Here is a 23,799-nt window from a genome sequence, read left to right as displayed (position 1 = left end):
TAACCTGTTAATTTAAAAGCCAATAAAGGGGATAAAAAGGTAGTTTACCGTTGATGGATTGGTAAGATTTCAATTAGATTTTTTGCGCAAAGGCGAAAGGCATGCTTTACGTAGTAGCGTCTTTGCGACCCTTATAAATTCTGCCCCGTTTTGGTAGCAACTTTATTGTAAACAGGAGATATTCTTCAAAAATCCGAAATCCCACATCCAAAATCCGAAATCAAAACATATCTTTGCCTCAATACAATTCTCAAGGGGTGCCTTGCTTTGGTTGCAAAACAAACTACAGATTGTTTTACCAAACTGAAAGACGGGCTGAGATCATACCCAGGGAGTAAGTCATAAGTACTAAGTTCTAAGTCTTAAGTCAATCACGACTTCCGGCTAACGACTTCCGACTCGCGACTTCCCCCCACACCTGATCCGGATAATGCCGGCGTAGGGATAAAGGTAAATAAGTTAAGTGTACTGCTGCTTCTCCCTGGCGTGCAGATGGTTTAACTCAAATTTTTGTTTTACACATTTTGAAAAATTTATTTGTGGCCGTTATGGCCCTGCTGTTGCCTGTTATGGCATCGGCCCAGCTTTCCATTTCGGGGAAAGTGACCAATCAATCAGGCGAAGCACTGCCCGGCGCTACTGTTACTATTTTAAACCCGCAGCAAAACAGCATCACCGACGCTGCCGGTAAGTATCGTTTCAATAATTTAAAAAACGGAAACTATACGCTAAAAGTCAGCTATATAGGATATAAACCCGTAACCATAACCGAAGCCGTCAATGCCAATAAGATTCTTGATTTTACATTAGGCTCAGGAACATTAACTACCGACGAAGTAACGGTAATTGCCACCCGCGCAGGCAAAAACTCGCCAACGGCATTCACCAACCTCAGCAAAAAAGACCTGGAAAAGAACAACTTCGGCCAGGATTTGCCTTATTTGTTAAATCAAACGCCATCCGTAGTAGTTAGCTCTGATGCCGGTACAGGTATTGGCTATACAGGCATCCGGATCAGGGGTTCAGACGCGTCACGTATCAACGTAACCGTTAATGGCATCCCATTGAATGATGCTGAAAGCCAGGGCGCTTTCTTTGTCGATCTGCCGGATTTTGCTTCGTCTATCAATAACCTGCAAATTCAGCGTGGCGTGGGTACTTCAACTAACGGCGCAGGCGCTTTTGGCGGTAGCATCAACGTACAAACAGCAACCCGCCGGGACACCGCGTATGCCCAGCTTGATAATTCGGCAGGTTCATACGGTTCGGTAAAAAACACGGTGAGCATGGGAACAGGCTTGCTTGGTGGCAGGTTTAGTATTGATGGCCGCTTGTCCCGTATCCGTTCCGACGGGTATATCGCCCGTGCATCTGCCCGGTTAAAATCATTTTTTGTGAGCGGCGCTTATTATGGCGATAACAGTACTTTAAGATTAAATGTGTTCTCGGGCCATGAGCGTACTTATCAAGCCTGGAACGGCGTGGCCGATTACGTGATAGGCGATGATACCCGCCCGGATAACCGCACTTATAACGAATTGGGCTATATGGGCAACAACGCGTTTTATAAAGACGAAGTTGACGATTACCTGCAAAACCACTACCAGTTATTGTATGATAAAAAGTTTTCGGATAAACTATCATTCAGCGGAGCCTTACACTATACCCATGGCGAAGGCTACTATGAGGAATATAAAAAAGACGACGACGTTAGTAACTATGGATTAACGCCTGTTATTTATGGCACCGATACCATTAAAACCACCAATCTTGTACGTCGTCAGTGGCTCAATAACGATTTTTATGGTGTTACCTATGCCTTAAAATATCAGCCTACCACAAAACTGAACTTCAACCTTGGCGGTGCTTATAATGAATATAAAGGTGCGCACTATGGCAATATTATTTCTGCCGAAGAAAGCATAGGTGTTGGCCCTAATTATCAATATTACCGCGATGATGCCAAAAAGAAAGACTTCAATATTTTTGGCAGGGCCGAATGGCATGTAGACAAGTTTTTGCTGTATGCCGATATGCAATACCGTCATATTAATTATTCGTTTTTTGGTATCGACAAAAACCTTAACAACGCACAGCAAACAGCGGAGTTAAACTTCTTTAATCCTAAAGCTGGTGTTACCTATCAGTTTAACGAACATAGCAATGTGTACGCTTCCTTCGCTGTAGGTAACCACGAACCTAATCGTGACGACTATGTACAATCGCCTCCGCAAAACCGCCCGAAAGCCGAAAACCTGAAAGATTTTGAGGCCGGTTACCGTTTTAGCTCACCTGTTTTCAGCGGCGAGTTGAATGGTTTCTATATGTTATATAAAAATCAATTGGTATTAACCGGCTCACTGAATGATGTAGGCAGCCCGGTGCGTACTAACGTAAAGGACAGCTACCGTGCCGGTTTAGAGTTTAGCGGTAAGGTAAAAATTACCAGCCAGTTAAACTGGGGCGTTACGGCTACTTTAAGCACCAACAAGATCAAAAACTATCACCAGTTTTTCTCTAACTACGATAACGGGGCCTTGGTTGAGGAAACATTTGCCAAAACAGATATTGCCTATTCACCTTCACTTACAGGCTCAAGTGTGATCAGTTATAGCCCTATCAAAGGCGGCGAGATCGCTTTTATCAGCAAATATGTAGGCAAGCAATACCTGGATAATACCATGAACCGCAATCCTGAAGGTTTTGGCATAGCGCCGGATAATGCCGCTAATCCTTATGCTGCCAACCGCTTGCTGAACAGCTTTTTTGTGAACGATGTGAGGTTGAGGTACAGTTTCAGTGTACGCTCGGTTAAAAACATAACTGTTGGCCTGCAGGTTAATAATATATTCAGCGAGAAGTATGAAAACAACGGTGCTACCTATCCGGATATTGAGGGCGGCCATGTAATTAACTACAACTATTATTTCCCGCAGGCACCGCGAAACTTTATGGCTTCGTTAAGTTTAGGGTTTTAATTAAGCAGGTATGAATCATTGGATAGACTTATTCATTGAACAAATAAAGGAAACCACCTGGCCGCAATGGCTTGCCGTTGCGCTGGGTGTTACCGAAGTGCTGCTTGCCCGGGTAAATAATATATGGCTATACCCGGCGGGTATCCTGGGCACGGCCATATCCATATACCTACTGATGGACGTTCATTTATATGCCGAATCGTTATTAAACGGGTACTATATTGTGATGAGCGTTTACGGCTGGATTTACTGGATAAAGAAACGCAATGAGCCCCCGGTAAAAATTACTTATTCCACAAAAAATGAATGGGTGATAAGTATAGCCATTAGCGTTATAGGCTGGGTGGTATTTTATTTCCTGATCAAAAACCTGCCTGCCAAATATTTCACACCTTCAAACGTACCGGTCTGGGATGCTTTGGTATCTTCAACCGCATGGGCAGGCATGTGGCTATTGGCCCGCCGCAAAATGGAGAACTGGATTTTCCTGAACATCTCCAACTTTTTCGCGGTTCCGCTATTGTTTTATAAAAAACTACCCCTATTTGCCATGCTTACCATCTTCCTGTTTATTATAGCGATATGGGGATATTTTGAGTGGAAGAAACAGGTGGAGCGGGAGAGATTAGTGGTTGGAGATTAGAGGTTAGGCGGTCTACTTAAAAATAGGGATTTACAATGCATCCATCACAAAACTTAAAACCCGAATGGGTTGATATAATCAGGAAAGCAGCCCCGGCAGCCGAACAGGCGGGTAAACTGCAACCTGACCAGCTGGCACTTATTTATGAGCAGGGCTGGTTTAAATTTTTAGTCCCACAAGTTTATTCCGGCTTGCAATTAGCTTTACCGCAAATGGTACGCCTGGAAGAAAGCCTGGCCTGGGCTAATGGTAGCCTGGGTTGGGTAGTAACCTTGTGTAGCGGAGCCGGCTGGTTTGGCGGTTTTCTTAATGCCGATTTCGCGGCCGGGATCATGACTAACCCACAATTATGCTTTGCCGGGAGTGGCGCATCAACCGGAACAGGTACCATTAATGGCGATGGCTACATCATCAACGGTACCTGGAAATATGCCAGCGGGGCGCATCATGCTACACATATCACGGCAAACTGCATCATCAAAAACGGCGATGAAACCGTTTTAAACAACGAGGGCGAGCCGCTGATATTACCTTTTGTTTTTGACAGGAAAGATATAAGTGTTTTCCCGGCATGGAAGTATGTTGGCATGATGGCCACCGGGAGTGATGCTTATGAGGTAAAAGATCTTTACGTTGATAAAAACCGTTGTTTCAGGATCGATCCGGAGTATACAGTTGTAAAGGAGCCTTTATATCGTTACCCGTTTTTACAATTGGCCGAGGCTACCCTTGCCGCCAACCTTTCGGGCCTGGCGGTTCATTTTCTTGACCTCTGCGGATCAGCCTTCGATGAGCGCATGAAAAACCCAAGGCTAACCGATCCTCAAAAGGAATATATCCAACAATTACTGGCTGAACAAACCACATTGGTTAATGAGGTCCGCGCTGCGTTTTATAAAGCGGTGGATTATTCATGGAATAACTTTGAATCGGCCGGCGACAGTGGTTTGCAGGAAGTTAGTATCATGAGCCGCAAACTGGCCATGGTATCAAGAGACAGCGTAGATAAACTTTATACTTATTGCGGGTTATCAGCGGCAAATCCTGACACGGAGATCAACCAGGTATGGCGGGATCTTCATACGGCAGGGCAACATTCGTTGCTAACGTTTGAAGACTAAAGATATTCGCTTAACACATTTCTTAAAATAGCTACCAGTTCAGGATCATTGAGCTGGTAGTTATCTTCAATATCAAGCACAACCAGTTGCTTTCCATTGATGCTGAAGCGCTGTTTCAGTATCTCCTTATGCTTCTGCTCCATCACGAAGATCACATCAGCCCGGTCAATCATCTTTTGATTTATCCTCACGCGCGCCTTTTCACTCGTCCCTGCCGATGAAGCTTTGTGCTCAGGATGATTCCTGAATAAAGCTTCGGCTGTAGGGCTTCGCCACTGGTTTTTACTGCAAATGAAAAGGAGATTGGGCATAGAGAGTAGCTATCGGGAGCCTAATTGTTGTTACGATTATTTATTAAACCACTGTCATTTCGACGATCCGGTAGGGGATAGTGCAATGGAGGTGAGGAGAAATCTTATACATCATACATGGTCGCTTTGCAGGGCGTATAAGATTTCTCTTTCGCCCCGTCACGCTGTCCCACCCGCCGCTCATTCGAAATGACATTTTCTTTTTGACAAGGTGTATACGATTCAATATCCAACGCACAAACCTTTCTCCTTTTACCTTTATCCTTTCCCCTCAAACTAAACTTTCACCAACCTCTTAACCGTTTCAGTTACATGTGCCAGGTGATGGTTACTGTGCCAGGCATACGTAGCAAGGCCTTTTTTTAGCGATATGGTTTCGCCCGAAGCGGGGTGTACAAATGTGCGGGCCCATTCATTTTCGGTAAAACTTTCAAACAGGGCTACAAAATGCTGGTGAATGCCCTCAAGCATCTTTAATGAGGGTTCAACCGGCAGGCGATAATCGGGCAGTAACGCCCAATCGGCCTCTTCATAGGGTTTTATGGTTGGATTATCCTCTGTAAGGGCAAGCTTAAAACGGGTGATAGAATTCATGTGACTATCGGCCAAATGGTGAATTACCTGGCGTATTGTCCAGCCGCCGGTACGGTATGGCGTATCCAGTTCCTGGTAATTAAGCCCGGTGATGGCGTGCCTTAACTTCCCCGGCAGGGTGGCTATATCTTCAATCCAGCCACGCATATCTTCGGCGGTGTATGAAGCCGGGGGCGCAAACTTCCCGATTGGGTATCTCATTTGTTCATCTGTCATCATAAATGTTAAAAAAATTTAAATTAGTTATTATTTTATAGTACCACAAGCTTTTGGCCTATTTTAGCGTTCTGTAGATTGTTCAATTTAACTGATGATAAAAAAGCTACTGGCTGTACTCTTAGTTTTTAACTGTACGCTATCCTTTGCACAAACCATTAAAACCGACATATTAGTAATAGGCGGAGGCGCAAGCGGAACAGCGGCGGCCATACAGGGCGCGCGAAGCAAACTCAAAACCATGCTGGTTGAACAAGGCCCCTGGCTGGGTGGCAGCATTACCGCGGGCGGCATGTGCATCGTCGATGGCAACCGCAATTTACCAACAGGGATCTGGGGCGAATTCAGGCGCAGGGTAAGGGATTTCTACAGTAAAACACCAGGTTATGATACCACTTATAACGCCACCTTAAGATTTGAACCCTATACCGGCGCCGCCATTCTCAAAAAAATAACAGATACAGTAAAAAATCTCACCGTAAAATTAAATACTCCCTTTACCGGTATTAAAAAAGACGGTACGGGCTGGGATGTGAGCATTTCGCTCGACGGGAAAACAACCACTGTAAAGGCTAAAGTTGTAATTGACGCTACCGAAACCGGTGATGTTGCCGCCAAAGCAGGCGAAACTTTTGTTTATGGTTTCGACAGTAAAAAACAAACTACAGAAGACATGGCACCCGATAACGAATCGGTACAATTACAGGATTTAACTTGGATTGCCATTTTGAAAGATTTTGGCGCTTCGGCCGATAAAACTATTCCCAAACCCGAAGGCTATGATGCCTCGGCTTATGCCTGCCTTAAAGGAAAAAATATTAAGCAAATGCTTACCGATGGCAAGCTGCCCAATGATAAATACATGATCAAATGGGCCGAATGCGGGAACCAGTTCCCGGTTTCCGCCGATAATTTAAAGCCCGAAAACCGGGATGCCTTTTATGCCAAAGCCCGCCTGCACACATTAGGATTGATCTACTATCTGCAAACCGAACTCGGCTATAAAAACCTTGGACTCGACGAAGGTTTCACTACGCCCGATCATTTGCCATATATTCCATATCTGCGCGAAGCCGGTCGTGCTACAAAATGCTTGGTACGGATGATGCTGGATGATGTGTACAAACCTTATAACCGTGAATCGAAACTTTACCGCACAGCAATTGCTGTTGGCGATGCTTATCCGGGCCAGCATTATACCGATGCAGGAGCTCCGAAAGTAAACTATCCGCCTTTCCCGGCTTATGGCGTGCCGCTTGGGGCTATTGTGTTAAAAGATCTGGATAATTTGCTGGTGACCGAAAAAGCCATGTCGGTAACGCATCTGGTAAATGCAAGCACCATGTACCCATCGGTACAAATGGCTATAGGGCAGGGGGCCGGAGCTACAGCAGCCTATTGCGCGTTTTTCAAAACCACTACACAAAATTTAAACGTGCGGATAATCCAGGGCGAACTACTTGATTTTAAAGCATGGCTTATGCCTTTTACCGATATTAAACCAAACGATCCCTATTTCAGGGCGATACAACAGGTAGGAACGTCAGGATTATTAAAAGGGGTACAAAAAACAGAGGGTAATTCTACTCGGTTACTTTTCCAGCCCGATTCGTTGGTGGCTACTACCGAAATTAAACCAACACTGGAAGAAACCTACACCCGCGGGTTTTTATGGTTCAACAAAGAAAAGCCTGGCGCTGTATTTACTGTAGGCAACCTGCTATCCTTCATCAGCGAAACCACGTTAACCGATCCGCACACGCTGGAAATTGCCATGCAAAAGGCATGGAAGGAACAGTATAAGTTTACATCTCCCTTTGATATGAAACGCCCTGTAACCCGCCGCGAGTTTGCTATTTTGGCCAACAGGTTTTTCAATCCGTTTGCGCGGTCGGTAGATATTGCAGGAAGGATGGTTAATTAAGAAGTATTTTCCGAACAATTAAGCTTTTTTACTTCGCTTTGCCGGATCAGTCTCAACATGAGCGTTAAACGCTTTGCCTTGAGATGCCTTTTCCTTATCAAGGATATATTCAACAATCAAACGCCCCAGCTTTTGCTTACCGATGGTTGAAAGGTGGCCTGTATTACGGTACAATATTTTATGCTTTTCGTAATCGTCGCACACGAGGTTAAATGGCACAACAATGGTCGAATCCTTAAGCCGGGTGTCTTTCAGCATTTCATTGGCTTGTTTACGGTATCCGTCCAGGTTATGGGTGCTGCCATTATCAATAAGCAGTGATGCAAGCTCATTACGTACTTTCTTCAAAATATCAAGGCTATCCTTTTCTTCTTTAAAACCAAACTCGGGCATGGTTACAAAAACCGGCTCGATATTATTACGGGCCAGATCGCTGATAATGAGCGAACAATAATAGGCATAAAACTTAGCGCCCATTTCACCCTCTGCATCACTGGTGCCGGCCAAAACAATGCAATAGTCTAAATTATGGTGCAGTATTTCGTTACTTGAAAATGGTTGACCGGGATTGGCGTACAGGTTATCGTAAATCTCTTTTGTTTTTGCTTCCGGCTGGCCAAAGGCTATCACGTCTGTGTTGATGCCGCGTTTTTTAAATTCATCTCTGATAATGGTATCTATGGTAATGCCGGTGGCCCAGCTGTCGCCGATGATCCCAACACGTAAAGTATCGTTCTTATGCTTTTTTTCGGGCACAAGCACATGCCGTTTCTCAAGCGAATAACGTTGGTACAGGTAAAAACCAAAACCGGTTGTTACTATCAATAAAAATAGTAGCAGAAGCCTTAATTTTAATTTCATTCAGATATAAATTCCAATTATTGGGGGCGATAATGAAACCATTGTTCAAAGCTATCGGGTGTAAAACTATCACTTTGAACATTCACTTTTTACGATAAAAACAACTAAATGTTAGCTTCTGCGCTCAATTTATCGTTCATGCACTATTCCTAACTTTTTCTTCCAATGAAAGCATCCGGCAAGTGATATGTAAAAACATTTATACAAAATGTATGAACATTAAGTTTTTCATCCTATATTGAGCCCGATAAATCGATTTGGGATGCATATATGTATTTGCAAATTGTGGTATAAATTACATAACTTTAATATCTGCTTAACCAATTTAAACCCATGTACCGGAAGTTGTATTATGTGTGGCTTACGATAGCCATTTGCATGCTGTACACGCTTTACTCCTGCCATTCATCGGGCGGGGTGGCCGAAGAACAGATTCCTGATACCATCAGCTACAACTTTAATATCCGGCCGATACTTTCAGATAAATGTTTTAAATGCCATGGCCCCGACGCCTCCCATCGCGAAGCAGATTTAAGACTGGACATTGCCGAAAGCGCCTACAAAGCTTTAAAAGATAATCCATCATCGCATGCCCTCGTTCCCGGCGAGCCCATGCAATCTGAGGTTTATCGCCGCGTATCCACTAAAGATACTACCGAGCAAATGCCTCCCGCGTCATCAAACCTGAAAAGGTTATCGCCGTATGAAGTTGAGCTCATTCACAAATGGATAAAGCAGGGCGCTAAATATGAAAAACACTGGGCTTTCGTTGCTCCGCACAATTACCCTGTTCCACAGGTAAAAAACACCACATGGCCTAAAAACGCCATCGATAATTTCGTACTGCAAAAAATGGAGCGGGCTAACCTTGAACCTAATCCCGAAGCCGATAAAGAACGTTTGTTGAAACGCATCTCGCTTGATCTTACCGGTCTGCCACCGTCCATAGCATTGATGGATGAGTTTTTAGGCGATAAAAGCCCTAACGCTTATGAAAAAATGGTGGATAAGCTAATGGCAACCCCACAATACGGCGAAAAAATGGCGCTACACTGGCTGGATGTTGCCCGCTATGCGGATTCGCATGGCTACCAGGACGATAACTACCGCACCCAATGGCCATGGCGCGACTGGGTGATCCATGCCTATAATGAAAACCTTCCTTATGATAAATTTATCACCTGGCAGCTGGCCGGCGATCAATTGCCTAACGCTACCAAGGAGCAATTGCTGGCCACCGGGTTTAACCGCAATCATAAAATAACCGAAGAGGGGGGCGTAATTGATGAGGAATACCGTGTAAGCTATGTAACCGACCGCACCAATACATTTGGAAAGGCCATGCTGGGCGTTACGCTTGAATGCGCCCATTGTCATGATCATAAATACGATCCTTTTTCGCAAAAAGAATACTACCAGGTTTACGCCTTTTTTAACAACGTGAAAGAAGTTGGCCTGCAATCAACCGTGGGCGGGCCCGAAACCTACGCCAAAAATCCGATGATGCAGATCAGTAACGACGATGTTAAAAAGATCCTGACCTTCGTGAACAAGCGCGATACGGATAAGCTCATCGTATCTATCATGACCGATAGCGACAAGGTGCGGCCGACTTATATCCTTAAACGCGGAAACTATGATGCCCATGGCGATCAGGTAGAAGCAGGTACACCCAAGTCAATACTGCCATTTACCAATAACTATCCTAAAAACCGCTTAGGTTTGGCCGAGTGGCTGTTCAATAAAAACAATCCGCTTACCGCACGTGTGTTTGTAAACCAGACGTGGCAGGAGTTTTTTGGAAAGGGAATTGTAAAAAGCTCCGGCGATTTCGGCATGCAAGGCGATCTGCCATCGCATCCCGAACTGCTGGATTGGCTTGCTATTGATTTCCGTGACCATGGCTGGAACATCAAACGACTGGTAAAACAGATCGTAATGTCGGCCACCTACCGGCAATCGGCAATTGTAACACCAGAAAAACAGAAAGAAGACCCTGATAATACCTTATTAGCCCGTGGCCCACGAGGCCGTTTGCCTGCAGAGTTTGTTCGCGATTTGGTTTTGGCCAGCAGCGGTTTGCTTAACCCAACAATTGGCGGGCCAAGTGTCAATCCTTATCAACCACCCGGTTTGTGGGAAAACGCCACATCGGGCAGGGGAATTTTGGCCAATTACAAGCAGGTGCATGGCCCTAACCTGTACCGCAGGGGAATGTATACGTTGATCAAACGCACCGTTCCGCCTGCATCATTGGGTATTTTTGACGCCAGTAACCGCGACCAGTGCGAGGTAAAACGCCTCCGCACCAATACGCCATTGCAGGCTTTGGTTATGCTTAACGATCCAACCGTATTGGAAAGCGCAAGGGTTTTAGCAGCCAAACTATTGCAGGATAAAAGCACATCGACAGAAAAAATCACTAAAGCTTTCAGGCTTATCCTGAGCCGCCATCCGCAGCAAAAAGAACTGGCTATTTTAACTTCATACTATGCAGATGAGTTAAAAACGATGAAAAAGACCGATGCTGAAAAACTACTGACTGTAGGCGAGTACCCGGTACCGCCCAATCTGGATAAAGTAACGCTGGCTGCCATGATGAAAGTGGTTGACACCATGTATAACCTGGAAGAAGCAATAACAAAAACCTGAGCACATGGAAAAAGATTTTTTAGAAAACAGGCTTAACATTAACAGGCGCAGGTTCCTTTCAAGACTTAGTTTGGGTATCGGCAGCGTGGCATTGGGTTCGTTGCTCATCCCGGATCTGTTTAGCGGAAAAGGTGATGAAGCCGAGGCGGATTTTATCCCCGGCATACCCAACTTTGCGCCAAAAGCCAAACGGGTGATCTACCTGTTCCAGGATGGGGCACCATCACAGTTAGAGTCATTTGATTATAAGCCCAAACTGCGCGAAATGATGGGGCAGGAGCTACCGGCCTCTGTCCGCGGCAACCAGATCCTCACCGGCATGACGGCCAAACAGGCTTCATTTCCACTGGTGGGTTCGTTTTATGATTTTAAACAATATGGCGAGTCGCGGGCCTGGATCAGCGACATGTTTCCGCATATAGGCAAAATTGCAGATGATATTTGTATCATTCGCTCGCTCAACACCGATGCCATCAACCATGATCCCGCGCTTACATTTTTTCAGACAGGGGCACAGCAGGGCAATCGCCCAAGTATGGGTTCGTGGGTAAGCTACGGCCTCGGCAGCGAGAATAAAAATTTACCTGCTTTTACGGTATTACTCTCTAAGGGAAAAGGAAACGGACAGGGGGTTTACTCCAAACTGTGGAGCAACGGCTTTTTAGATTCTATACATCAGGGTGTACAGTTCAGCAGCGGCGAAGATCCGATCTTATATCTAAATGATCCCGAAGGGTTAAACCGTCATGAGCGCCGCAAAATGCTGGATAAACTGGCCGAACTTAACGACATGAACTACAAAGAGTTTGGCGACCCGGAAATAAACACCAAGGTGCAGCAGTATGAAATGGCTTACCGCATGCAAACCGCCGTACCCGAAATTATGGATGTAAGCAAGGAGTCGGATGATATTGTAAAAATGTACGGGCCGGAATGCCTTATTCCAGGCACTTACGCGGCCAACTGTTTACTGGCCCGTAAGCTATCTGAAAACGGAGTACGCTTTGTGCAGCTCTACCATCAGGGCTGGGACCAGCACAGTAACCTTCCGCAGGAAATGGCCGGACAAGCCAAAGATGTAGACCAGGCATCGGCAGCATTAGTTACCGATTTAAAACAAAGAGGACTATTGGATGAAACCTTAGTGATTTGGGGTGGCGAGTTCGGACGTACCAATTACAGCCAGGGCAAACTGGAAAAAGCCAATTACGGCCGCGATCATCATCCGCGCTGTTTCAGTATCTGGATGGCCGGAGGTGGTATCAAACCCGGCATAGTTTACGGCGAAACGGATGAATTTGGATACAACATTATAAAAGATCCGGTGCATGTTCATGACTTCCATGCCACCATCTTAAATCAATTAGGTATCGATCATAAAAAACTGACTTTTAAAAGCCAGGGCAGGAGGTACAGGCTAACAGATGTGGCGGGCAATGTGGTGAAGGGGATCATAGCGTAAGCCCCACCCAAACCCTCCCCTAAAGGGAGAGGGCTTTAAAAACAAAATGACTGCCGCGGGATACGCTACGCCAATCCCGCGACAGCAATTAATAAGCAAAATATAAATTTAACCGTCATTGCGAGGTACGAAGCAATTCCCAAAACGCAGAGCGGCTAAGCAAATCCGCCCTGTAAAGTTCGCGATTGCTTCGTTCCTCGCAATGACATATTAGGGGTACAAATCAACGCAATCAGAAAATCAACGGTATGGAAAGAAGAGAATTTATCAAGCACACTTCAGTTTTATCAGCAGGCTTTTTTATAGCCAAAGACATGTTAGCAAAAGATAACGGACCAATTTACGGTCATGGTAATATGCGCTACCGCATGGACAAAAACTGGAGCAAAGCCGATTCGCAGAAAAACCCGGTGAATGATTGCCACGAAATGGTGCAGGATTCAAAAGGCCGCATTTTACTGCTTACCAACGAAACTAAAAACAATGTGCTTATCTACAATAAATCGGGCAAATTATTGACTACCTGGGGACACGATTTTCCCGGCGCGCATGGCCTAACCCTGTTTAATGAAAACGGCACCGAAGTATTGTTCATAACCGATACCGTAAAACACCAGGTTTACAAAACCACACTTGATGGCCGTATTTTAATGACCATTGATGTTCCGCTGGAAACCGGCGTTTACAAAAAGGCCGAAGAGTTTGTTCCCACCGAAACCACCATCGACAGCAATGGCGATATTTTTATTGCCGATGGTTACGGTGCGCAATACGTTACGCATTACGATAAAGATGGTAAGCTGAAAGGTTTCTTCGGCGGTAAAGGCGAGGGTGACGAGCACCTGGATAATGCGCACGGCATTGTGATTGACAGGCGCTATGATACCCCGACTTTATTGGTTACCGACCGTACCCGCAATTGCTTCAAACGCTTCAGCATGGATGGCAAACTGCAGGAAGTGATCAAACTGCCGGGAGCATGCGTTTGTCGCCCGGTGATTAAGGGAGACCATTTGTATGCAGCCGTACTTCGTTCACCAGATCTGAGCAAGGAAAACACCGGCTTCACCACTATATTGGATAAGAACAATAAAGTAGTATCGAACCTTGGTGGTACCGAACCGGTGTATACCGATGGCGTACTGCAACCTATGAGCCAGGCTGAAAAGATTTTCTTGAACCCACATGATGTATGTGTGGACAATGACGAGAACTTGTATGTAGCGCAATGGGCGTCGGGTAAAGTGTACCCTTATAAATTCACAAGGGTTTAATTAACTGATACAGTCCGGCGTATATGAAAAGCAGCCATAAAGGTATTGCAGAGGGGGCATTGTTTGCCCTCAATATTTTCGTTATAGTACTACTCATAGCAGGCGACAGCCTGGTTGTGCCGCGCTGGCTTCAACCGGTTGGCCGCATGCACCCGCTTATCCTGCATTTCCCGATAGTGATACTGATGCTGGCTATGGTGATGGAATTTTTCCGTTACCGGGAAGAGTTTATTAATGAAAAACTGTATCAAACTTTTACAAGCTACCTGTTGCTTTTAGGTGCGCTGTTATCGTCAATAACCGTGATCATGGGCCTGTTCCTCTCGAGGGAGCCGGGTTATGAGGGTGATACCCTGCAATGGCATAAATGGTTTGGCGTAAGTGTGGCTTTTTCCGGCTATGGGGTTTACCTTATCCGCCATACCTCAAAATATACAGTGAGGCTGGCTAAAGCCGGGGTGGTAATAACTGTTTTTTGCCTGATTGTTGCCGGGCACCTGGGCGGTAACCTTACCCACGGTCAGGATTTTGTTTTAGGGCCGGTGATGGATAACAGCAAAAATACCGTGCCTATTGATCAGGCACTGGTATACAACGATGTTATCCGACCTATATTTGAGGTAAAATGCCAGAGCTGCCATAATCCCGATAAAATGAAAGGCGGCTTAATGCTTACCGATTCGGCGGCTATTATGAAGGGCGGTAAAAATGGCAAGCTATTTATAGCCGGCGACCCGGCCATGAGCCTCTTGCTGCAACGTGTACACCTGCCCGAGACCGAAAAGAAACACATGCCACCAACCGGTAAAACGCAGCTTACCGATGATGAAAAGATGTTGCTTTACCTATGGATAAAAAGCAAAGCCAGTTTCAGCAAAAAAGTGATTGACCTGCCGGCTGCCGATTCATTAAGGATGATAGCCGCTACCCGCTTAAAACCCGCCGAAAGTACAGATGAAGAATATGATATCTCGGCTGCCAGTGAAAAAGACATCCAAAAGCTCAATAATAATTACCGCGCGGTATATCCGTTGGCCAATGAGTCGCCGGCGCTGGCTGTCAACATCTACAATAAAAGCACCTACAATGTTAAAGTGCTTGACGAATTAAGCCCGGTTAAAAAACAGGTAGTTTCACTTGACCTGAATAAGATGCCGGTAAAAGATGCCGACCTGAAAACCATTGCCAAGTTTGAAAATCTGCGCCGACTCAACCTTAATTTCAGCGATGTTACCGGGAAGGGCTTAAAAGAACTATCCGGTTTAAAATACCTTAAAAGTGTTTCGTTGGCTGGCGTAAAACTTACTACAGCCGATGTAAAACAACTCATCGCCATAAAAAGCCTTAATGAGCTTGCTGTTTGGGATAGCGGTTTGAACCCTGCCGATCTGCAATCACTTCAAAAACAAAATCCTAAGCTCAGCTTACTAACGGGTTTTAAGGATGATGGTAAAGTAATGAAGCTTACCAGTCCGCAGTTAAAAAACGCTTCGGTTATATTTAAACAGAGTTATGCTTTACAATTGAGTAACCCTATAAAAGGGGCCGATATCCGTTATACTACTGATGGCTCTGCGCCCGATAGTATCAAAGCAATCTCCTTTAAACCGGGCGTTGTATTTACCCAAAGCACGGTGATCAGGGCCAGGGCATTTAAAGCCGGCTGGTTAGGTAGCGATACGGTACAGTTTAATGTTTACAAATGTGCTTACACACCTGATAGCATTAGCTTTATCCAATATCCGGACAATAAATATAAAGGAGATGGCGCTAAAACAATTATTGATAAAGAATTAGGCGGCGGTAATTTTGGCAACGGCAAATGGATCGCTTCGCAAAAAGATCTGGCCGTTATGATGTGGTTCAATAAACCTATCGATCTTCGTTCACTTAGTCTGAATGTAATGCGCAATATAGGTTCTCAAATCTTTTTACCTGCAGCAGTTGAGGTTTGGGCTGGGGCAGATCAAAATCACTTAAAATTGCTCAGCACGCTTAAAATCGGGACGCCTGCCAAAACTGATCCGTTTGCGTTGATCCCGCTGGAGTGTAAGCTAAAGTCAACTCAACAGGTATCCTGCATAAAACTGGTTGCGCAGCCGCTTAAAAGTGTACCTGACTGGCATCCGGCTAAGGGAAAACCGGGCTGGGTGTTTTTAGATGAGGTGTTTTTGAATTGATACGGGACAGACTGTTTCCCTTTCATTGGTTGAAGTTTAGCAGTAGATTTCTTCTTTATGTCATTGCGAGGCACGAAGCAATCGCACGGAAGCATAGCCGCTCTGTATAGCATGCTATTGCTTCGTCGTTCCTCCTCGCAATGACATTTTTTATTTTCGCTCAAAAAAACATGTATGTCACATGCTTCAGCACCTGGCGCAGTTTTTCAAGGGCGATGCCCATCTGGCGTTCAACGGTTTTGGGGGAGATATTTAACTGCGCGGCAATTTCCCTGTACTTCATATCGCTGAAACGGCTCAGCACAAAAATCTCGCGGCATTTTTCGGGCAGGGTGGCTATGGCGGCTTCTATTTGTAAGGCGAGTTCCTTTTCTTCAAGCCCGTTTTCGAGCGTATTACGCAACTCATCAAACAGGTTATTTTTTTCGAGGTAGTTAACGTAAAGGTTTTCTATTTTCTGACGCTTGAGGTAATTAAGGCTACGGTTTTGCACCATTTTAAAAAGATAGGAACTTACCGATGCGCAAAAGGCAACCTCATGTCCGCGCTCCCACAGGTGGGTAAACACATCGGCGGTAATTTCTTCGGCAACGGTTAAATCGTTTACAAAGCGGTTAGAGAACAAAGTTAACCGGGTATAGTATAGCCTGAACAGGGTTTCAAACGCTTTCGCGTCACCCTGAGTAAATGAGGTTATAGGTAGTTTGTTTTCCTGGATCATTAATCCTGCCTTTAATTAATCCGAATACTTTTTAAAAAACTTTAACAAGTTACAAAAATTTTCGCTCCGTATCAAATTTAATATGGAAATAATAAAAAGCTAACCCTAAACATTCTGTAAAAAAACGGTTACGCGTAATATGAGGGGTGCATTTAAGCCGCTTGCCGAATAAAATTGAAAATATTTGATGCGGCTTTGAGGGTATCCGTTTTTTCGATTGTCTTAACGATAATATTACAAATGGATAACGAAGAAGTAAAACTACTGTTGGTAAAATATATAACCGGCGAAGCAACTGTACAGGAGCTTGAGCAGGTTAAACAATGGATAAGTGCGCACCCCGAAAACGAACAGTATTTTGCACAACTGTACGAAACCTGGCACAACATGCTTTACCTGCAACCCGCGGTTGTAAATAAAGATAATGCCTTTAATAAGCTTTCGGCCGATATAGAGCCGAAGCTGCCATCACGTTATGCAAGGCTGATAACCTGGGGTAAAGCGGCGGCGGCAATTGCGTTGCTAACTGCGGTAACCGCTACCTTATATAACAGGTATTCAAAAAATGTGGAGAGTGTAAGGCAAATAGCCGCTAATCCCGGCGCCATTAAAAAAATTGTTTTGAGCGATGGCACACAGGTTTGGCTTAACGCGGGCAGCAAGCTTAACTACACTGCCGATTTTGGCAAAACAACCCGCACCGTTTACCTGGAAGGAGAGGCCTTTTTTGATATCGCGCCGGGCAAAAAGGATATTCCGTTTATCGTCAACACAAAAAACTATACCATACGGGACATCGGTACCAAGTTTAACCTTAAGGCTTACGCCACCGATCCGTTCTTTGAAACTACGGTAGTAAAGGGGGAGGTATCTGTTGAGGGCAATGTTGATAACAACGCGCACGAAATGAGCCGTATTTATGTGAAGCCACGGCAGGTGCTCAGGATCTATTATCACCCTAAAAAAGAAAGCTATAGCTATACCGCACCTGATACCAAAAACCTGAACGAGATCCAGGTATCGGAAATTGATTCGGCAAAGCTTGACCGTTACGACGGCTGGAAAGAAAACCTGCTGGTATTTGACGGCACTACCCTCAGCGACATAGCTAAAGTGCTTGAGCGAAGGTACAATGTAACCATAAACATGACCGATGCTGAATTAAGCGGCATCCGGTATTCGGGCAGCTTTAAAAACATCCCGAGTATTGAAAAGGTGCTGGCCATTATAAAAGCTAATACCGCCATCAATTATTCGGTAAACGGCAATACAGTAAACATTACACGAAACAACAATAATGATTAATCTAACTAAAACAAAAAAGCAAACTATGATCAAAAACTAACATTCTCTTTTACATAAAAAACCCGGATGTGCTACCAACACGCCCGGGCCTAAAGCAATCAAAGCTAATACCCTACGCTTGGGGAAGCATCGTATTAACTGATTAACAAACAAATTTATGATTAATTTTTACAGAAAGTCCGCTCTGGCCGCCGGCCCGTGGCAAAAAACGATCAAAATTATGAAGCTGGTAACCGTTCTGCTCTTAACGGGCATTATGCAAATACACGCTGCCGCTTATTCACAAAACGTTTACAACTTTAGTGTAAACAATATTTCTGTTAAGCAAATGTTTAAGCAGATTGAAAAAAGCAGTAAATACACTGTTTTTTACAGGCTTGACCAGGTTGACGTTGACAAGAAAATAAATGTGGACGTGCAGGATGCGCCTATTGAAACCGTAATGCAGAAGGTGCTGCAAAAACAGCCTTTAACTTTCCAGGTGGTTGATGATATCATTATCATAAAACCGGCCGACGACAAACCGATTGTGACATTGACCGTAACAGGTGTGGTTAAAGACATTAACGGACAACCCTTACCGGGCGTAAGCGTAAAGCTCAGGGGCAGTAACCTGGGTACCGTTACCGATGTAAATGGTAAATATACCCTTACCATGCCCGACGGAAAAGGTACGCTTGAGTTTGGTTTCCTGGGCTTCACTACGCAAGCTGTACCGGTAAACGGACAAGCAACTATCAACATAACCCTGCTTGAAGAGTCGAAAGCACTGAACGAGGTAGTTGTAGTTGGTTATACCACTCAGAAAAAGAAGGACCTTACCGGCGCCGTTGCTGTAGTTAACGTTAAAGACCTTAATAAACAGGCCTCATCATCGGTTATTAACCAGTTACAGGGCCAGGCATCGGGTGTTACCGTAACAGGCTCGGGCCAGCCCGGCGAAGAGCCGCAGATCCACATTCGTGGTTTCAACACCTTCGGCATTAACACACCACTATATATTGTTGATGGTGTGGAAACAACCGACGTGAGCACCGTTAACCCTAATGATGTCGAATCGTTCCAGGTGTTGAAAGATGCCAGCTCCGCTTCAATTTATGGTTCAAGGGCAGCTAATGGGGTAATCATTATCACCACCAAAAAAGGCAAGGGCAAAGTAAATATCCAATATGATGCTTACTACGGCACGCAAAAGCCTAAAGGCGGCAATGTTTGGGATATTTTAAGTCCGAAAGATATGGCCACCCTGAAAATGACCGCTCAAAAGAACTCTGGCATCACCGATTTTCAGGATGATCAGTACAATCCTGACGGAACCGGTTCAACTTATACGCTGCCTGATTACATTACACCTGCGGGAGCGAAAGAAGGCGATCCGGCTGTTGACCCGAAATTGTATTATGTGAACCCAAATTACACATCGCCTAATGACTATAACAGCTTTTACCGCATCACCAAAGCCAATAAAGCCGGTACTGACTGGTATCATGCTATTTTCAAAAATGCGCCTATAACAAGTCATAACCTTTCTATAAGTGGTAGTACAGATCAGGCCAGTTATTTATTCTCTTTAAATTATTTTAACCAGCAGGGTACTTTGATAGATACCTACCAAAAACGTTATAGCCTGCGTTCAAATACAACCTTCAACTTAACTAAACACATTCGCGTTGGCGAAAACCTGGCTTATACTATCACCAAAAATCCAAAGGTAGGCGCTAACGACCCGGATGGTGTTATCACCATGGCTATCCGCGAACAGCCTATTATTCCGGTTTATGATATTAAAGGGAATTATGCAGGCAGTTACGGTTCTGGTCTGGGTGACGCCAATAACCCGGTTGCTATACAAAACCGCAGCGCTGTTAACGGTGCTATCGACTACAGGATCCTGGGAAATGTTTTTGCCGAAGCAGATATCATCAAGGGCCTTACTTTACGCACCAGTTTTGGTGGCGATATTGCTAACGGGCACGATCATTATTTCTCGTACCCAACCTACGAAAACGTTGAAAACTCGTTAACTAACAGCTACAGCGAAGATTCATACAGCAACTACAATTACCTGTGGACAAATACGCTGACTTACCAGCGCGAATTTGGCAAACATAGTCTCAAAGCGTTGGTAGGTACCGAAGCTGTTTCTTACTACAACTCAAGCCTTGGCGCAAACAGTAAAAACTATTTCTCGTTTGATCCCAACTACGTGAACCTTTCAACAGGTACACCGGGCAGCAATTACAGCAACAAAAGCTCTCATTCGCTTTTCTCTGAGTTTGCTCGCCTTGATTACGCTTATGATGATAAGTACTTGTTCAATGCAACAATCCGCCGGGATGGCGCATCAGAGTTTTCAGAGAGCAACAAATACGGTTATTTCCCGGCGCTTAGTGCAGGCTGGCGTATCTCGCAGGAAAGCTTCCTGAAAAACACCCAATGGATCACCGATTTGAAGATCAGGGGCGGCTGGGGTATTATGGGTAACCAAATCAATATCAACCCGGAAAATGCCTTCACTACATTTAACACAGCTATTGGCCAGTCTTATTATCCAATAAACGGCGGACCAGATATAGTTCCAGGCTTCTTCCAGGCGCAGATAGCTAACCCTAATGCAAAATGGGAAAAAGATATCAATACCAACTTTGGTTTTGATGCTACCTTGTTTGCCGGAAAGCTTTCTATCACCGCCGACTACTACCGTAAAGATATCCGCGACTTGTTATTTAACGCGCCTCAGTTGGGAACAGCGGGTAACGGAGCGGTACCGTTCATAAACGTGGGCAAAATGAAAACCGATGGTTTGGACATATCGGTAACAGGTAACTTTAAAGCCAGCAGCGACCTTAGCTTTACTACTACCGGTACATTCACCACTTACAGCAACAAAATTAAAACCGTATCAACCGGTGCCGATTATTTTTATGGCAGCCACTTAGGCAGGTTTGACAACTTTATCAGCCGTAACCAGGTTGGCCATTCATTAGGCGAGTTTTATGGTTACCAGATAGATGGCTTCTGGAATTCACAAGCCGAAATAGATGCAGCCAATGCATCGGCGCAAAAAATTACCGGCAACCCCGATGACGTTTACCAGAATGACGTAAAGGTTGGCCGTTTTAAATACAAAGATGTCAATGGCGACGGGCTCATCACTGATGCCGACCGTACTTTTATCGGTAACCCCAACCCTAAGGTTACCGCAGGCTTAAACCTGAGTGTTAACTACAAAAACTTTGATGCAAGTGTGTTCCTTTATGGTTCGTTTGGAAACAAGATCTGGAACAGCGTAAAATACTGGACAGATTTTTACTCATCGTTTGAAACCGCTAAGAGCCACACCGCGCTGTATGACTCATGGACACCAACCAACCATAATGCTAAAGCGCCTATCCAGGAGCTTGACGCCTCTACCAGCAGCGGCTCAACACCAAACTCTTATTTTGTTGAAAATGGCACTTACGTACGTATGCGTAATGCGCAGATTGGCTACTCATTTAACCTGAACAGCCTTAAGAAAATAGGTGTACAAAAACTGAGGATCTATGCTTCGGCAACCAACTTGTTTACCATTACCGGTTACAAAGGTGTTGACCCTGAGCTTGGCGGCACTACCAGTACTTTTGGTATTGACGAAGGCAGTTATGGCAGCCCGCGTACATTTTTATTCGGTGTTAACTTTTCATTATAACAGATTATTCAAGAAGGATTACGATGAAAGCATTAAAACATATCACAACGATACTGCTGGGGGCCTTAGCACTTAGCGCATGTAAAAAATCATATTTAGAAAAGCCGCTTACAGGTGCGCTTGAACCACAGTTTTTACAAACAGAAGCTGGCGCCAATGAACTGCTGGTAGGTGCGTACGCTGTTCTTGACGGACAACAAGGCGGTGATGCCGCTGTTGGCGGAGGCGGCGCATGGGAAGCAGCACCGGATAACTGGATTTATGGTGGCGTAGCCGGTGGCGATGCATCTAAAGGCAGCGTGGCCGGTGACCAAACACCAATTGAGCCTATCATGAAATATAACTCGGATGGCAGCAACGGCTTTTTTGATAGTAAATGGCGTGCTGATTATGAAGGTGTTTCGCGCTGCAATAACACCATCAAATCAATCATGAGCGTTCCTAAAATATCTGATGCCAATAAAGCTAACCTGCTTGCACAAACCCGTTTTTTAAGGGCGCATTATTATTTCGACCTGAAAAAAATGTTCAACAATGTGCCTTACCTTGATGAAACCACTACCGATATCAACCAGCCAAATTCGGGCGTTGATATCTGGGCCAAGATTGAGGATGATTTTAAATTTGCCTACGCCAATCTGCCAACTACACAGCCAGACGCTGGCCGTGCCAACAAATGGGCAGCAGGTGCTTACTTGGCCAAAACATATCTTTTTGAGCACAAGTACACCGATGCCAAACCTATTTTTGACGCGGTGATAGCTCAGGGGGTAACTGCCAAAGGGCAAAAATATGCCCTTAACGCTAAGTTTAATGATAACTTCCGTACGGCTACCAACAACAGCGCTGAATCTGTATTTGCGGTGCAGGCTGCTGCCAATGCCGATCCTAACGGACCATCACAAGCTAATAACGGCGATATGCTGAACTTCCCTTATGGCAACAGCAGTCCGTTCAGCTGCTGTGGTTTCTATCAGCCATCTGTTGATTTGGCAAACCACTTCCGTACTAATCCAACAACCGGCTTGCCTTACCTTGATGATTACAACAGCCATGCCATCAAAACCGATATGAATATTGCTTCATCAAAAGACTTTACGCCAGATGATGGTACTATCGATCCGCGTTTAGACTGGACTGCCGGTCGCCGTGGTATCCCATATCTTGACTGGGGATTACACCCTGGCTCCGATTGGATCCGCGACCAGGATTACGGCGGCCCGTATTCGCCGCTTAAAAACGTTTATGGCCAGGCCGAGCAGGAAACCAATGGTGATAATACTTCATGGGCCCCCGGCTCGGGCATCAACTATAACCTCATCCGTTATGCCGATGTACTGCTGATGGCTGCCGAAGTTGAGGTGCAGGTTGGTAGTCTGGACAAAGCAGAAAGTTATGTAAACATGGTACGTAACCGTGCCGCAAATCCGGAAGGCTTTGTACACAAATATGCAGATGATGAAGACCCAACGGGCGGCTTTACTGATGAGCCGGCTGCTAACTATAAAGTAAGCCCATATCCGGGAGGCGCTTTCGCAAGCAAGGATTTCGCGTTAAAGGCTATATATTTTGAGCGTAAAATTGAGCTGGCAATGGAAGGCCACCGCTTTTTTGACCTGGTACGCTGGGGCATTGCCGATACCGAGCTTAACGCTTACATCAGCTTTCAAAGCACCATCACCAATGATGTTAAAGGCGGTAAGTTCCTGAAAGGTAAAAACGAATATTATCCTATACCACAAAAGGAAATTGACCTGAGTGTAAAAGGCGGGGCGCCGGTATTGAAACAAAACCCGGGTTACCATTAATAAAAGCAAAACGCGCAAAGCCAAAAGCTATTAAACCGGCGTTCAGTTTTGCAACGAG

The 23,799-nt window shown here is 45.0% G+C and carries 15 protein-coding genes; 11 read left to right on the top strand and 4 right to left on the bottom strand.

Features of this window, described 5'->3' with window-relative positions; genetic code table 11:
• The first annotated feature begins 524 nt into the window (after positions 1-524).
• The 3 genes from DUL71_RS19990 to DUL71_RS19980 are packed head-to-tail and all read left to right on the top strand — an operon-like array spanning position 525 to position 4,742.
• The gene (locus DUL71_RS19990) at positions 525-2,978 is read left to right on the top strand and encodes a TonB-dependent receptor (protein WP_341867748.1); all 2,454 of its coding nucleotides are present in this window, start codon (positions 525-527) and stop codon (positions 2,976-2,978) included.
• A gap of 10 nt (positions 2,979-2,988) precedes the next feature.
• Positions 2,989-3,621, top strand: a complete 633-nt coding sequence (gene pnuC, locus DUL71_RS19985) for a nicotinamide riboside transporter PnuC (protein WP_114939734.1) — start codon at positions 2,989-2,991, stop codon at positions 3,619-3,621.
• Positions 3,622-3,656: 35 nt separating this feature from the next.
• Positions 3,657-4,742 (top strand): acyl-CoA dehydrogenase family protein, encoded by a 1,086-nt coding sequence (locus DUL71_RS19980; protein WP_114939733.1) that lies wholly within the window; start codon positions 3,657-3,659, stop codon positions 4,740-4,742.
• On the opposite strand, the gene DUL71_RS19975 is transcribed toward DUL71_RS19980, so the two are convergent.
• Both DUL71_RS19975 and DUL71_RS19970 read right to left on the bottom strand, forming a co-directional pair.
• On the bottom strand, positions 4,739-5,053 hold the full coding sequence (locus DUL71_RS19975) for a low molecular weight protein tyrosine phosphatase family protein (protein WP_114939732.1): 315 nt from the start codon (positions 5,051-5,053) through the stop codon (positions 4,739-4,741). The genes DUL71_RS19980 and DUL71_RS19975 overlap by 4 nt on opposite strands.
• Positions 5,054-5,329: 276 nt before the next feature.
• Positions 5,330-5,848, bottom strand: coding sequence for a YfiT family bacillithiol transferase (locus DUL71_RS19970; protein ID WP_244228800.1), 519 nt, complete (start codon positions 5,846-5,848; stop codon positions 5,330-5,332).
• 109 nt (positions 5,849-5,957) lie between these two features.
• Between DUL71_RS19970 and DUL71_RS19965 the strand changes: the two genes are divergently transcribed.
• The gene (locus DUL71_RS19965; RefSeq protein ID WP_114939730.1) at positions 5,958-7,787 is read left to right on the top strand and encodes an FAD-dependent oxidoreductase; all 1,830 of its coding nucleotides are present in this window, start codon (positions 5,958-5,960) and stop codon (positions 7,785-7,787) included.
• A gap of 18 nt (positions 7,788-7,805) precedes the next feature.
• Here DUL71_RS19965 and DUL71_RS19960 read toward each other — a convergent pair whose 3' ends face one another.
• A complete protein-coding gene (locus DUL71_RS19960) occupies positions 7,806-8,648 on the bottom strand; it encodes a hypothetical protein (RefSeq protein ID WP_114939729.1) in 843 nt (280 codons plus the stop codon).
• A gap of 333 nt (positions 8,649-8,981) precedes the next feature.
• Between DUL71_RS19960 and DUL71_RS19955 the strand changes: the two genes are divergently transcribed.
• The 4 genes from DUL71_RS19955 (at position 8,982) to DUL71_RS19940 (ending at position 16,216) form a co-directional block, all read left to right on the top strand.
• Entirely contained in the window at positions 8,982-11,300 is a 2,319-nt protein-coding gene (locus DUL71_RS19955) for a PSD1 and planctomycete cytochrome C domain-containing protein (protein ID WP_114939728.1), read from the top strand.
• Positions 11,301-11,304: 4 nt separating this feature from the next.
• Positions 11,305-12,762, top strand: a complete 1,458-nt coding sequence (locus DUL71_RS19950; RefSeq protein WP_114939727.1) for a DUF1501 domain-containing protein — start codon at positions 11,305-11,307, stop codon at positions 12,760-12,762.
• Between the two features lie 248 nt (positions 12,763-13,010).
• Positions 13,011-14,036: an NHL repeat-containing protein gene (locus DUL71_RS19945; protein WP_112574663.1), complete on the top strand. Its 1,026-nt coding sequence runs from the start codon at positions 13,011-13,013 to the stop codon at positions 14,034-14,036.
• Positions 14,037-14,059: 23 nt separating this feature from the next.
• The gene (locus tag DUL71_RS19940; protein ID WP_114939726.1) at positions 14,060-16,216 is read left to right on the top strand and encodes a c-type cytochrome domain-containing protein; all 2,157 of its coding nucleotides are present in this window, start codon (positions 14,060-14,062) and stop codon (positions 16,214-16,216) included.
• Between the two features lie 160 nt (positions 16,217-16,376).
• Here the strand turns inward: DUL71_RS19940 and DUL71_RS19935 are convergent, their stop codons facing one another.
• Positions 16,377-16,937: an RNA polymerase sigma-70 factor gene (locus tag DUL71_RS19935; protein ID WP_114939725.1), complete on the bottom strand. Its 561-nt coding sequence runs from the start codon at positions 16,935-16,937 to the stop codon at positions 16,377-16,379.
• 240 nt (positions 16,938-17,177) lie between these two features.
• Between DUL71_RS19935 and DUL71_RS19930 the strand changes: the two genes are divergently transcribed.
• From DUL71_RS19930 to DUL71_RS19920, 3 genes are all read left to right on the top strand, one after another.
• Positions 17,178-18,242 (top strand): FecR family protein, encoded by a 1,065-nt coding sequence (locus tag DUL71_RS19930; RefSeq protein ID WP_114939724.1) that lies wholly within the window; start codon positions 17,178-17,180, stop codon positions 18,240-18,242.
• Positions 18,243-18,462: 220 nt separating this feature from the next.
• Positions 18,463-21,933, top strand: coding sequence for a TonB-dependent receptor (locus DUL71_RS19925; RefSeq protein WP_161964473.1), 3,471 nt, complete (start codon positions 18,463-18,465; stop codon positions 21,931-21,933).
• Positions 21,934-21,956: 23 nt separating this feature from the next.
• Entirely contained in the window at positions 21,957-23,741 is a 1,785-nt protein-coding gene (locus DUL71_RS19920; protein WP_114939722.1) for a RagB/SusD family nutrient uptake outer membrane protein, read from the top strand.
• Positions 23,742-23,799 lie beyond the last annotated feature (58 nt).

This window comes from Mucilaginibacter endophyticus, assembly GCF_003351025.1.
In the GTDB taxonomy this organism is placed as follows: Bacteria; Bacteroidota; Bacteroidia; order Sphingobacteriales; family Sphingobacteriaceae; genus Mucilaginibacter; species Mucilaginibacter endophyticus.
The sequence above is the reverse complement of the archived record's forward strand: the minus strand, read 5'-3'. Positions and strand labels throughout refer to the sequence as shown.